This window comes from Mangrovactinospora gilvigrisea, assembly GCF_001879105.1.
Classification (GTDB): Bacteria; Actinomycetota; Actinomycetes; order Streptomycetales; family Streptomycetaceae; genus Mangrovactinospora; species Mangrovactinospora gilvigrisea.
This window is the reverse complement of the sequence record NZ_MLCF01000025.1, coordinates 68027-81260: the sequence shown is the minus strand read 5'-3', so window position 1 is coordinate 81260 and position 13234 is coordinate 68027. Positions and strand designations below refer to the sequence as shown.

The window sequence follows — 13234 nt, the reverse complement described above, 5'->3', positions numbered from 1 at the left end:
CCGTCAGGCCTGCGGAGCCCCGGCCCCCGTCTTGAAGAGCGTGCCCAGGCCCGGCCTGGGCACACCGGCCGCGCCCACCAGGCGCAGCCCCTCCCACGCCGTGACCTGATTGGCCGTCAGCACCGGCTTGCCGACCGCCCGTTCCAGATCCTCCAGCCACGCCGCCGTGTGCAGCGCGGTGTCGGGCAGCAGCACCGCGTCGGCCTGGGAGTGGTTGCCGGCCTGGACCAGCTCGATCACCCGGTCCCGGCCCAGCGTGCCGACCTCGGCCGCCGTCACGATGCCGTGCCCGCGCCAGCTGACCGTCTCCGCGCCGGCGTGCTTGAGGAACTCCACGAAGTGCTCGGCCACATCGTCGGGATAGGTGGCGGCGACGCCCACCTTGGCGAGCCCCAGCGCCCGCACGGCGTGCGCGAAGGCGAAGGACGTCGAGGAGGCCGGCATCCCCGCCGCGGCGGCGAGGCCGCGCACCTGCTCCCGCGCGCCCTCCCAGCCGAAGACGAAGCTGCCCGAGGTGCACGCCCAGACCACCGCCTCGGCGCCGCGCTCCTTGAGCGGGCCGACGCCGGCGGCGAGCCGCTCGGCGCCGCCCATCCGCAGCAGCGCGTCCACCCGGTGGGCGTCCTCGCCGATGTCGGTGTGGACCAGCGGCAGTTGGACGGGACCGCCGGAGCGGCTCAGCAGCCGCTCCAGCAGCGGGTAGTCGTCCTCGGCGGAGTACCCGGGGTAGAGGAAGCCCACCGTGGGGACGCGGTCACTGGGATGGTTCACGGTCATCTCCCCTTCCCCCCGGCTCGCTTCACCCGCCGCCGCCGCGGAACCGGGTGCCGATCGTGCTACTGATCGTCAGTATACGGTTCGCTCGTAGGGTTGTTGACATTCGGCGGATCCAGCGCATCCCGCCCCGGGTCCGCGCCCATGTCCGGCGCGAGCATCTCCGTCACGACATCGGTGACGATCTCGGGCACCACGTCCGGCAGCAGCGCCGCGGCCGACCGCATCAGCAGCGACTGGTACGGGCCCACCGCGTGCTTGCCCATCCGCCGCAGCGCGGCCCACACCGTCACCTGGTTCGCGGCCAGCACCGGCACCCGCAGCTCGGCCTCCAGCTGCGGGATCGCGTCGTAGGTCGCCAGGTTGGTGCAGGAGATGAAGAGCGCGTCCACCCGCTCCCCGGCCGCCTGCCCGGGGCCGTCCAGCGCCCGCCGGGCCATCGCCACCACCTCCCGGTAGGGCACCCGCCAGATCTCCCGGGTCAGCCCCAGGTACTCGCGGCCGACCACCGCGACGCCCGCCTCGGCGAGGAACGCCTCCAGCGAGTCCGTCACCGAGCGGGTGTAGGGCGTCACCACCGCGATCCGGCCGGCGCCGCGCTCGCGCAGCGCCTCCACCAGCGCGCCGGAGGTGGTGACCGCGGCCGGCGCGCCCGCCTCCTGCATCGCCCGGCACATCGCCCGCTCGCCGGCGAGCCCGCCGACGAAGCTGCCCGAGGTGCAGGCGTACGCCACCACCTCCGGCCGCACCGCCATCAGCGCCTGCACGCCGTCGCGCAGCGTGGAGTGCTCCGAGACCAGCCGGGCCATCGTCAGGCTGACCTCCACCGGCACGAAGGGCGTGCGGGTGAGATGGAGCGAGAGGTCGTCCGGCACCCATCGCCACAGCTCGCGATCGAGCGCGAAGTCGAACGGAGCGACGATCCCCACCCCCTGCTGCTGGGGTGGACCGCCGAGAAATGCCACGTCAAGTGGATCCAGAGGAATGTCCATGAAGAGCCCCTCGGGGTTGGGCCAATGGCGGACATGCGGATTGTTGACAACCGTACGATTCTGTCCGTAGCGTCGTCAATCGCCCTGCTCAGTGTGGACGTTGGGGATTACGGACGTGTTGCAGAACTTGCGGATCGTGGTGCTGGGCGGCTCCTCCGTCCCGGCCGAGGTGCTTCGGCTGATGCGCCGCCGGCTCGCCGGGCGCGCTGCCCTGGAGACGGCGGACGGCCCCGCGGAGCTGGCGGCGCTGCTGGACGGCGCGGACGCCCTGCTCGCCTGGGACTTCAACTCCGACGCGGTGCGCACCGCCTGGCCGCGCGACCCGGCGCGCGCCCCGCGCTGGGTGCACGCCGCCAGCGCCGGCGTCGACCGGCTGATGTTCCCCGAGCTGGTCGGCACCCCCGGCCTGCGGGTCACCAACTCCCGAGGGGTCTTCGAGCAGCCCATCGCCGAATGGGTGGCGGGCGTGGTGCTCGCCTTCGCCAAGGATCTGCCCGGCAGCTGGGAGCGGCAGCGCCAGCGGGTCTGGGAGCACCGGGAGACCCGCCGCGTGCACGGCAGCACGGCGCTGGTGGTCGGCGCGGGCCCGATCGGACGCGCGGTGGGGCGCACGCTGCGCGCGCTGGGCGCACGGGTGCGGCTGACGGGGCGTCGGGAGCGCGCGGACGACCCCGAGTTCGGCCGGATCCACGGCTCCTCCGGCGTCGACGGGGAGTTCGGCGAGCTGCTGGGCGGCGCCGACTGGGTGGTCGCCGCGGCGCCGCTCACCGACGCCACCCGCGGGCTCTTCGACGCGGCCGCCTTCGCCCGGATGCGGCCCGGCGCCGCCTTCGTCAACGTCGGCCGGGGGCCGCTGGTCGTCGAGGACGACCTGCTCGCCGCGCTGCGCTCCGGGACGGGGCGCCCGGCCCGCGCCGCGCTCGACGTCTTCTGCCGCGAGCCGCTGCCGGCCGCCTCGCCGCTGTGGGAGGCGCCCGGCCTGCTGGTCTCCCCGCACATGAGCGGCGACGCGGTGGGCTGGGAGGAGGAGTTGGCGCAGGTCTTCCTGGCGGAGTTCGAGCGCTGGACGGCGGACCGCCCCGCCCGCAACGCCGTCGATCTGCACCTCGGTTACGTGCCCATGACCCCTCAGCCCTGATCCGCTCAGCCCTGATCCGCCCCGATTCGCCCAGACCCGATCCGCGTCGATCCGGAGGCCGTCCCATGGACCAGCCCACCGACCACTCCGCCGACTGCTCCGCCGAGTTGTTCCGCCTCTCCGCCCGCCGGCTCGACGAGGGCTTCGCGGCGGGCGAGTTCACCCCCGTCGACGCCCTCGAAGCGGTGCTGGACCGGCTCGCCGCCGTCGACGGCGAGCTCAACGCCTTCTGCCTGGTCGACGCCGACGCCGCGCGGCGGGACGCGGAGGCCGCGGCGGGCCGCCGCCGCTCCGGCACCGCCCGCGGCCCGCTGGACGGCGTCCCCGTCTCCGTCAAGGACCTGCTGCTGACCGCCGGTTCGCCCACCCTGCGCGGCTCCCGCACGGTCGCCCCGGCCGGCCCCTGGACGGAGGACGCCCCCGCGGTGGCCCGGCTGCGGGAGGCCGGGGCCGTTCTCTTCGGCAAGACCACCACCCCCGAGTTCGGCTGGAAGGGCGTCACCGACAACCCGCTCACCGGCGTCACCCGCAACCCCTGGGACCCCTCCGCCACCTCCGGCGGCTCCAGCGGCGGCGCGGCCGCGGCGGTGGCGGCGGGCATCGGCCCGCTGGGGATCGGGACGGACGGCGGCGGCAGCGTGCGCATCCCGGCGGCGTTCTGCGGGGTGTTCGGCCTCAAGCCCACCTACGGGCGGATCCCGCTCCACCCGGCGTCCCCGTTCGGGACGCTCTCCCACGCCGGCCCGCTGGCCCGCTCCGCCGCCGACGCGGCGCTGCTGCTGGACGTCGTCTCCGGGCCGGACCCGCGTGACTGGTCGGCGCTGGCGCCGACCCCGCCGGTGCGGCTGGACGCCGGGGTGCTGCACGGCCTGCGCATCGCCTACTCGCCGACCTTCGGCGGGCAGGTGGAGGTCGACCCGGCGGTGGCCGCCGAAGTCCGCTCGGCGGTGGACGTGCTCGCCTCGCTGGGCGCCGAGGTGGTCGAGGCCGATCCGCCGATCGGCGAGCTGAGCGAGGTTCAGCAGGCCTTCCACGTGCTGTGGTTCGCGGGCGCCGCCAAGGTGCTGGAGCCGCTCTCCGCGCAGTCCCGGGCGCTGGTCGACCCGGCCCTGCAGGAGGTCGCCGAGCAGGGCGCCGGGTTCTCCGCCTCCGAGTACCTGGACGCCGTCGACGTCCGGATGCGGCTCGGCGCGGCGATGGGCGGCTTCCACCGGGACGGCGGCCACGCCCTGCTCGCCACCCCGGCGCTGCCGCTGACCGCCTTCCTCGCCGGGCAGGAGACGCCCACCGGCAAGGGCCGCTGGACCGACTGGACGCCGTTCACCTACCCCTTCAACCTCACCCAGCAGCCGGCCGCCGCGATCCCCTGCGGGCTCGCCGGCGGGCTGCCGGCCGCGCTCCAACTCGTCGGCCCCCGGCACGCCGACGCGCTGGTGCTGTCGGCGTCGGCGGCCGTGGAGGACGCGGTGCGGCCGCCGTCGACGGCGGCGCCGCTGGTCGTCTGAGTCCACCCGTCCGGCGGCGCGGCTACTGTGGGGCCGAAGCAGCAGCCGAGAGCCGGGAGGGGCCGCATGGCAGCAAGGGGCGAGGAGCACAAGGGCGGCCGGGCCGCCGAGGGCACCCTGTTCGGGCTGGCCATCGGCGACGCGCTCGGCTACCCGACCGAGTTCAGCGACATCGCCGCGCTGGACGGCAGGTACGGGAGCTGGCGGCAACTGCCCTTCCCCGTCCGCTCCTCCGGCACGGCGCTGGTCTCGGACGACACCCAGATGACGCTCGCCTACGGCGACGCGCTGCGCGACCTGCTCGCCGGCGGCGGCCCGCTCGACCCGGCGCGGCACGCCGACGCCGTCCGCACCCGGTTCGTGCGGTGGCTGCACGACCCGGAGAACAACCGGGCGCCGGGCAACACCTGCCTGCACGCCTGCGCCGGCCTGGAGCGCGGCGGGCCGTGGCAGCAGTCGTCGGTGCTCGGCTCCAAGGGCTGCGGCGCCAACATGCGGGTGGCGCCGATCGCCCTGGTGCCGGGCCTGTCGGACGACGACCGGGCCGGGGCGGCCCAGCAGCAGGCCGCGCTGACGCACGGTCACCCCACCGCGATCGCCGCCACCGAGCTGACCGCCGCCGCGATCCGGGACCTGGCGGACGGCATCGCGCCGCAGGGCCTGGTCGACCGGCTTGTCGAGCGGGCCACCCGGCAGCGGTCCGTCTACCGCGCCGGATGGCTCGGCGACCTCGCCGAGCGCGCCGGCGCCGCGGACGGACCGTCGTTCATGGCCCCCGGCTGGGACGAGTGCCTCGCCGTGCTGGGGCGCGTCCGGGCGCACACCGACGGCAGCGCCCCGCGCGACGAGGAGACCGACCCCTGCGCGCTGATCGGCGCGGGCTGGATCGCCGAGGAGGCGCTGGCCACCGCGCTCTACTGCTTCCTGCTCTTCCCGGACGACCCGGCGGCCGCGGTGCGCCGCGCCGCCCACTCCTCCGGCGACTCCGACTCCATCGCCGCTCTCGCCGGCGCGTTCGCCGGCGCCCGGCACGGTGCCGAGGCCTGGCCGGCGGAGTGGACCGACCGCATCGAGTACCGCGACCACCTCGCGGCCCTCGCCCTGGCCTGGGACGTCTGACGCACCTGACGCACCTGGCGCGCCCCTTCGGCGGCCGCGCCGCCGCCGGCGGCGCGGCCGCCGCGTCACCGGCGCCAGAACAGGTGGTGCGTCATTCCGCTCGGGCTGGGCACGACGTCCAGGTGGTAGCGGTCGAGCAGCTCCTCGGGGGACTCCCACAGCCGCAGCCCCGAGCCGAGCCGCACCGGGGCGACCGCCACATGCAGGGTGTCGACGAGGCCCGCGTCCAGGAACTCCCGGATCACCGTCACCCCGCCGCCGAGCCGGACGTCCTTGCCGCCCGCCGCCTCCCGCGCCCGGGCCAGCACGGCCGCCGGGTCGTCGTCGACGAAGTGGAAGGCGGTGTCGGAGAGGGTGAACGAGGGCCGGAGGTGGTGGGTCATCACGAACACCGGCGTGCGGAACGGCGGCTCCCCGCCCCACCAGCCCTGCCACTCGTGGTCCTGCCAGGGCCCGCGCTGCGGCCCGAACTTGTTGCGGCCCATGATCTCGGCGCCGATGTTGCGGGAGAAGTCCCGGGTGAAGAGGTCGTCGAGGCCGCGGCTGCCGCCGGGGTCGGTGCGCATCGGCCAGCTCGCCGTGGCCCCGGCCCAGCCGAAGAGCCGCTCGGGACGGTCCTGTCCGAACGGCCGTTCCAGGGTCTGGTTCTCGCCGGCGGCGATGCCGTCGCTCGACACATTGAAGTTCATGACGCGCAGCAGCTGCTCCACGTGCCCTCCTCGTCGGGTCCTGTTCCGTCCTGGTGCGGCGGCGCGCCGCACATGGGAGCGACGAACGGGACCCGGCGGGATCGACACCCGGCGGGAGGCCTCTTGCTACGCCCGCCGGTAGGAGAGCGTCTCGCCCTCCGCGCCGCGCCGCCACAGGTCCTGGCAGGCGTCGGCGAAGCGGTCCAGGCCGTCCACGACCGTGCCGAAGACGGAGCCCGGCACCCACCCGGTGTCCGCGTTGAGCAGCAGGTTGTTGCGTTCGTAGAAGAAGGCGAGGTCGACGACGGCCCGGTGGCCCGCATGGGAGGCGGCGGCGCCGTAGCCGTGCGAGGCGGTGCCCAGCTGCCAGTCGGCGAAGGCGAAGTAGACCAGGTCGCCCGGGATCGGGGTGACCGTCGGGTTCTCCAGGCCCGGCACGGCGCCCTCCGGGGCGAAGGAGGGCACCAGCGCATAGATCTCGTTGCGCGCGTACTTGGCGTGGTAGACGTCGCCGCCCAGCGGGAGCGCGTCCCACACCGCGGCGCACGTCGCCGGCGCCTTGTCGTCCAGCAGGCGGGCCGTGCAGGCCACACCCCGCTTGTCGAGCGAGACTTCGACGAACCGGTCACTCATCCGATGCCCTCCGGCCTCACAGGTCCAGCGCGATGTACTTGGTCTCCAGGAACTCTTCGATGCCGACCCGGCCGCCCTCCCTCCCGAGGCCGGACTGCTTGACGCCGCCGAACGGCGCCGCCGGGGTGGAGACGACGCCCTTGTTGACGCCGACCATGCCGGTCTCCAGGCCCTCCGCGAAGCGGAACGCCCGCCGCAGGTCCTCGGTGAAGACGTAGGAGACCAGGCCGAACTCGGTGTCGTTGGCGAGCCGCAGCGCCTGCTCGTCGTCCGCGAACGGGATCACCGGCGCCACCGGGCCGAAGATCTCCTCGCGGAGCAGCCGGGCGTCCGCGGGGACGTCGGCGAGCACCGTCGGCGCGTAGTAGTAGCCGCGCTCCGGGACGTCCCGGCGGGGCGTCACCTCGCGGGCGCCGGCCTCCAGCGCCGCGCCGACCAGGCCGCCGACCTTCTGCACCGCGTCGGCGTCGATCAGCGGGCCGACCTGGGTGCCGTCCTCGGTGCCGCGCCCGACGACCAGCGCGCCCATCCGCTCGGCGAGCCGGCGGGCGAACTCGTCGGCCACCGACTCATGCGCGTAGAGGCGATTGGCCGCGGTGCAGGCCTCGCCGATGTTGCGCATCTTGGCCGCCATCGCCCCGTCGACCGCCTTGTCCAGGTCGGCGTCCGCGCAGACCACCAGCGGGGCGTTGCCGCCCAGCTCCATCGAGGTGCGCAGCACCTGCCCGGCGGACTGCTCCAGCAGCAGCCGTCCGACCTGCGTCGATCCGGTGAAGGAGACCTTGCGGACGCGGCCGTCGCGGAGCAGCGGCTCGACGACGTCGCCGGGGCGGCTGCTGGTGACGATGTTGAGCACCCCGTCCGGCAGCCCGGCCTCGGCGAGGATCGAGCCCAGCGCCAGCATGGAGAGCGGGGTCTGCTCGGCCGGCTTGACGATCATCGTGCAGCCGGCCGCCACCGCGGGCCCGATCTTGCGGGTGCCCATCGCCATCGGGAAGTTCCACGGCGTGACCAGCAGCGCGGGGCCGACCGGCTGGCGGGTGAGGAGGATGCGCCCGTTGCCGTCCGGGGCGGTGGTGTAGCCGCCGTCGATGCGCACCGCCTCCTCCGCGAACCAGCGGAAGAACTCGGCCGCGTAGGCGATCTCGCCGCGCGACTCGGCGAGCGGCTTGCCCATCTCCAGCGTCATCAGCAGCGCCAGGTCCTCCTGGCGCTCCATCAGCAGCGCGAAGGCGCGGCGCAGGATCTCGCCGCGCTCCCGCGGGGCCGTCCGCGCCCATCCGGGCTGGGCGGCGGCCGCCGCGTCGAGCGCGGCGAGCGCGTCCTCCCGGGAGGCGTCGGCGACCTCGGCGAGGGGTTCGGCGCGGGACGGGTCCTCGACGGCGAAGCGGGCGAGCGAGGCGGCGGGCCGCCACTGCCCGCCGATGAGTAGGTCCTTGCGCACCTGCTCGACGACGATCTGCTCGCGCTTGCCGCCGGTGCCGCCGGTGCCGCCGGCTGCTCCGCTACCGCTGCTGCCGCTCATCGTGCCGCCTTTCGCCGCATGCCCGGACCGTGCTCGGGCCACTGTCGGGCCCCTGGAAGTGAAGCTCCGTCAGAACCCGCGGTGCACCGCCTCCTTGAGGGGCGGCCGGGATCCATGCTTACATGATCCCAGGTTGTCGACAATCCTACGGGAGGCGGGGCCATGACCGGCCGATCGACCGAACGGGCAGCGACACACACCGCGGCGCTCTCGCCCCTGCTCAAGCAGGCCACACCGGTGCTGGCGGCCCGCGGCGAGGGTGTCCACATCTGGGACGAGGACGGCCGCCGCTACCTCGATTTCACCGCCGGCATCGGCGTGACCAGCACCGGGCACTGCCACCCGCGCATCGTCGCGGCGGCCCAGCAGCAGGTGGGTACCCTCATCCACGGCCAGTACACGACGGTGATGCACCGGCCGCTGCTCGACCTCGTCGAGCGCCTCGGCGAGGTGCTGCCGGACGGCCTCGACTCGCTCTTCTTCGTCAACTCCGGCAGCGAGGCGGTGGAGGCGTCGGTGCGGCTGGCCCGGCAGGCCACCGGCCGGCAGAACATCGTCTCCTTCCACGGCGGCTTCCACGGCCGCACCTTCGGCGCCGCCTCGCTCACCACCTCCGGGGTGAAGATCCGCGCCGGCATCGGCCCGCTGATGGGCGGCCAGGTGACGGCGCCGTTCCCGGCGCCCTACCGGCTCTCCCGCTACGGCATGTCGCCCGAGAACACCGAGGCGGCCACCGACTTCGCCCTCGGCGAGCTGGACTTCCTGCTGCAGACGGTGACCGCCCCGGACGACACCGCGGCCTTCATCGTCGAGCCGGTGCTCGGCGAGGGCGGCTACATCCCCGCCAACGAGGCCTTCCTGACCGGGCTTCGGGAGCGCGCCGACCGGCACGGCATCCTGCTGATCCTGGACGAGGTGCAGACCGGCGTCGGCCGCACCGGCCGCTTCTGGGGCCACGAGCACTTCACCGGGGGCCTGGGCGGGCGCCGCCTCGCCGATGTGCTGATCACCGCCAAGGGGCTGGCGTCCGGCTTCCCGCTCTCCGCGATCGCCGCGCCGCGCGAGCTGATGGAGCGCGCCTGGCCCGGCTCGCAGGGCGGCACCTACGGCGGCAACGCGGTGGCCTGCGCCGCCGCGCTGGCCACGCTGGACGTGGTGCGCGACGAGAAGCTGGTGGAGAACTCCGCCGAGCGGGGCGCCGAACTTCTCGCCGGGCTGCGGCGGGTGGCCGCGGCGCGCGCCCTGCCGGGCGAGGTCCGCGGGCTGGGCCTGATGGCGGCGACGGAGTTCTCGCACGGCGACGGCTCCCCCGACACCGCCGCCGCGGCGCGCGCCCAGGCGGCCGCGTCCGAACGCGGGCTGCTGCTGCTCACCTGCGGCCCGGCGGGCAATGTGGTGCGGATGATCCCGCCGCTGGTGGTGACGGCCGAGCAGGTCGAGGAGGCGCTGGGCATCTGGGCGGACGCGGTGGCGGCGGCAGGATAGCCGGCCCGGCGCCGCGGCCGGATGCGTGCGCCGGATCCCGCGCGGGCACCCGGAAGCACCGCGATCCGCCGCCCCGCGGGAGACCACGCCGAGCGCCGCGCCCCGGCGCGCTCATCCGGCCCACGCACCCGCCCGCGGCGCACGGCACCGCGCGACGCCGCGATCCGCCGTCTCGCGGGAAACTGCACCGGGAACCGCGCCCAGCCACCCGCGTCCGGCCGCGCCCCGGCGCACGCCCCGCCACCCGCGTCCGGCCGCGGCGCCAGGACCGCGCGTCGCCCATCGAGCCGTCATCAGGAGATCCGTTGCCCGCGCCCCGTGCCAGTGCCTCCCCCGCCCTCGTCCCCGCCCTGCGGGCCGCCCTGCCCGGCGGCGACGTCCGCGACGACGCCGCCGCGCGGGCGCTGTACGCGTACGACGCGTCCAACTACCGCAGCGTCCCGGCCGCGGTGGTGGTGCCGCGGACGGCGGACGAGCTGGCCGCCGCCCTCGCGGTGTGCCGGGAGCACGGCGCGCCGTTCACCGTCCGCGGGGCCGGCACCTCCATCGCCGGCAACGCCACGGCGGCCGGCCCGGGCGGGGTGGTCGCCGACACCTCCGTGCACCTGCACCGCATCCTCGCGCTGGACCCCGAGGCGCGCACCGCCACCGTCGAGCCGGGCGTGATCCTCGACGACCTGCAGCGCGCAGCCCGCGCGCACGGGCTGCGCTTCGGGCCGGACCCGTCCACCCACGCCCGCTGCACCCTCGGCGGGATGATCGGCAACAACTCCTGCGGCTCGCACTCCCCCGCCTGGGGCACCACCGCCGACAACGTCCTCGCCCTGGACGTGCTCACCGCGGACGGGCGCCGCCTCACCGTCCGCCACGACTCCCTGGAGACCGCGCCCCCGGCCCCCGAACTCACCGCCGCCCTGGTCGAGCTGACCACCCGCCACATGGCGGCGCTGCGCACCACGCTGGGCCGCTTCCCGCGGCAGATCTCCGGCTACGGCCTGCACCGGCTGCTGCCCGAGCACGGCCGCAACCTCGCCGCCGCGCTCACCGGGACGGAGGGCGGATGCGCGGTGGTGCTCGCCGCGACCGTCCGGCTGGTGCCGCTGCCCGAGGCGACCACCACCGTCGTCCTCGGCTTCGACGACCTGCCGGCCGCCGGGGACGCCGTCCCGGCGATCCTCCCGCACCGGCCGCTGGCCTGCGAGGGGCTGGGCGCGGAGATGATCGAGACGCTGCGCCGCCGCTCCCCCGGCAGCGACCCCGGGGAGCTGCTGCCGCCCGGACGGGCCTGGCTGATGGTGGAGTTCGACGCCTCCCCGGACGCGCCGGCCCCGCCCGACCCCAAGGAGCTCCAGGACGGGACGGGCGCCGCCTCGTCCCGCGCCGTCGCCGACCCCGCCGAGCAGCGCCGCCTCACCCGGCTGCGCGAGGAGTCCTCCGGGCTCGCCACCCGCGCCCCGGACGGCGCCGAGGCGTGGCCGGGCTGGGAGGACGCGGCCGTCCCGCCGGAGCGCCTGGGGGCCTATCTGCGCGGCTTCCTGCGGCTCCTGGACGCGCACCGGCTCCGCGGCACCCCCTACGGGCACTTCGGCGAGGGCTGCGTCCATGTCCGGATCGACTTCGACCTGGCCACGGCCGCCGGGCGGCGGCGCTTCCGGGCCTTCCTGGAGGACGCGGCCCGGCTGGTCGCCGAGCACGGCGGGACGCTGTCGGGGGAGCACGGCGACGGGCGGGCCCGCTCCGAGCTGATGCCGCTGGTCTACCCGGCCGAACTGCTCGACGCCTTCGCCGCGTTCAAGCGGGCCTGGGATCCGTCCGGGCTGCTCAACCCGGGCGCGGTGGTGGAGCCGCACCGCCTCGACGCCGCGCTGCGGATCGTCCCGGACGAGCTGCGCGCCCGTCCCGTCCCGGTCTTCCTCGGGCTTCCGGAGGACGGCGGCGACCTGGCGCGGGCCGTGCGCCGCTGCGTGGGCGTCGCCAAGTGCCGCACCGCGCCCGAGGCGGGCGGGGTGATGTGCCCGAGCTGGCGGGCGACCGGCGAGGAGATGCACTCCACCCGCGGCCGCGCCCGGCTCCTCGACGACATGCTCCGCGGCCTCGCCGCGGTGCCGCCGGACGCCGCCGAGGCGCCGGTGACGGGCGGCGGCTGGCGCTCGGAGGAGGTGCGGGAGGCGCTCGACCTCTGCCTGTCCTGCAAGGGCTGCCGCAGCGACTGCCCGGTGGGCGTGGACATGGCGTCCTACAAGGCGGAGTTCCTCCACCACCACTACGCGGGGCGGCGAAGGCCGGCGTCGCACTACTCGCTGGGGCGGCTGCCGCAGTGGCTGCACACGGCGACGGCCTCGCCGTCCGCGGTGCGGGCGGCGAACGCGGCGATGCGCAACCCGGTCGCGTCCCGGGCGCTGAAGCGGACCGCCGGGATCGCCCCGGAGCGGCCGCTGCCGCCGCTCGCCGCCGAGCCGTTCCGCCGCTGGTTCGCGCGGCGGGCCGCGCCGACGCCCTCGGCCGCCTCCCGGCCGGTGATGCTGTGGGCGGACACCTTCACCAACGCCTTCGTCCCCGAGGTGGGGCGGGCGGCGGTGGCGGTGCTGGAGCACGCCGGGTTCACCGTCACGTTGCCGCCGGAGCCGGCCCGCGGGCCGCTGTGCTGCGGGCTGACCTGGATCAGCACCGGCCAACTGGACGCGGCCCGCCGCCATCTGGCGCGGTCCCGCGAGGCGCTGGCGCCGGCGCTGGACGGCGGGGTGCCGGTGGTGGCGCTGGAGCCCAGCTGCGCGGCGGTCTTCCGCTCGGACGCGGCCGAACTCGGCGTCCCCGGTCTGGACGGGGTGCTCACCCTCGCCGAACTGCTGGAGCGGCACGCCCCGGACGCCGATCTGGGCAGCGTCCCTCCCGCACGGGGCGCGGCGCTCAGCCAGACGCACTGCCACCAGCACGCGGTGCTCGGCTCGGCGGCGGACGACGCCGTGCTGGCCCGCGTCGGCGTCGCCAACGAGCGGCTGGACCGGGGCTGCTGCGGGCTCGCCGGGAACTTCGGCTATGAGGCGGGACACTACGACATGTCCGTCGCGGTGGGCGAGAACGGGCCGCTTCCGGCGATCCGGGACGCGGCGCCGGGGACAGCGGTGCTGGCGGACGGCTTCTCCTGCCGCACCCAGGTAACGCAGCTGACCGAGCGCCGTCCGCTCCATCTGGCCGAGCTGCTGGCGGCGGCGCTGCCGGCCGCGCGAGGCGACGACCACCGCTAACGGCGGCGGGGCCCGCCCCGCCGCCTCCCGTTGACCCTCCGTCACACGCGTCCCGCGCACCTCGTTCGAGATCTCCGTGAAGACACTGTTCGGTTACGGCCGGCCGCGAAAACGCATGAACTCCCACCC

At 75.8% G+C, this 13234-nt stretch carries 10 protein-coding genes; 5 read left to right on the top strand and 5 right to left on the bottom strand.

The window, feature by feature from the left end; all coding sequences use genetic code 11:
- Positions 1–3: 3 nt before the first annotated feature.
- Both BIV57_RS06735 and BIV57_RS06730 read right to left on the bottom strand, forming a co-directional pair.
- Positions 4–777 (bottom strand): maleate cis-trans isomerase family protein, encoded by a 774-nt coding sequence (locus BIV57_RS06735; RefSeq protein WP_071655727.1) that lies wholly within the window; start codon positions 775–777, stop codon positions 4–6.
- Positions 778–836: 59 nt separating this feature from the next.
- Positions 837–1766, bottom strand: a complete 930-nt coding sequence (locus BIV57_RS06730; RefSeq protein ID WP_079170076.1) for a maleate cis-trans isomerase family protein — start codon at positions 1764–1766, stop codon at positions 837–839.
- Positions 1767–1947: 181 nt separating this feature from the next.
- On the opposite strand from BIV57_RS06730, the gene BIV57_RS06725 reads away from it, so the two are divergent.
- The 3 genes from BIV57_RS06725 (at position 1948) to BIV57_RS06715 (ending at position 5528) form a co-directional block, all read left to right on the top strand.
- A complete protein-coding gene (locus BIV57_RS06725; RefSeq protein ID WP_071655759.1) occupies positions 1948–2904 on the top strand; it encodes a D-2-hydroxyacid dehydrogenase in 957 nt (318 codons plus the stop codon).
- Between the two features lie 65 nt (positions 2905–2969).
- Positions 2970–4409: an amidase gene (locus tag BIV57_RS06720; protein WP_071655726.1), complete on the top strand. Its 1440-nt coding sequence runs from the start codon at positions 2970–2972 to the stop codon at positions 4407–4409.
- Positions 4410–4475: 66 nt separating this feature from the next.
- Complete coding sequence (locus BIV57_RS06715) at positions 4476–5528, top strand: ADP-ribosylglycohydrolase family protein (RefSeq protein WP_071655725.1); 1053 nt, start codon at positions 4476–4478, stop codon at positions 5526–5528.
- 65 nt (positions 5529–5593) lie between these two features.
- Here BIV57_RS06715 and BIV57_RS06710 read toward each other — a convergent pair whose 3' ends face one another.
- The 3 genes from BIV57_RS06710 to BIV57_RS06700 form a co-directional block, all read right to left on the bottom strand.
- Complete coding sequence (locus BIV57_RS06710; protein ID WP_071655724.1) at positions 5594–6238, bottom strand: dihydrofolate reductase family protein; 645 nt, start codon at positions 6236–6238, stop codon at positions 5594–5596.
- Between the two features lie 105 nt (positions 6239–6343).
- The gene (locus tag BIV57_RS06705) at positions 6344–6850 is read right to left on the bottom strand and encodes a DUF3830 family protein (RefSeq protein WP_071655723.1); all 507 of its coding nucleotides are present in this window, start codon (positions 6848–6850) and stop codon (positions 6344–6346) included.
- A 16-nt stretch (positions 6851–6866) separates the two neighbouring features.
- The gene (locus tag BIV57_RS06700) at positions 6867–8375 is read right to left on the bottom strand and encodes an NAD-dependent succinate-semialdehyde dehydrogenase (protein ID WP_079170075.1); all 1509 of its coding nucleotides are present in this window, start codon (positions 8373–8375) and stop codon (positions 6867–6869) included.
- 162 nt (positions 8376–8537) lie between these two features.
- On the opposite strand from BIV57_RS06700, the gene BIV57_RS06695 reads away from it, so the two are divergent.
- Entirely contained in the window at positions 8538–9860 is a 1323-nt protein-coding gene (locus BIV57_RS06695) for an aspartate aminotransferase family protein (protein ID WP_071655722.1), read from the top strand.
- Positions 9861–10165: 305 nt separating this feature from the next.
- Positions 10166–13105: an FAD-binding and (Fe-S)-binding domain-containing protein gene (locus BIV57_RS06690; protein ID WP_107409485.1), complete on the top strand. Its 2940-nt coding sequence runs from the start codon at positions 10166–10168 to the stop codon at positions 13103–13105.
- Positions 13106–13234: the final 129 nt, after the last annotated feature.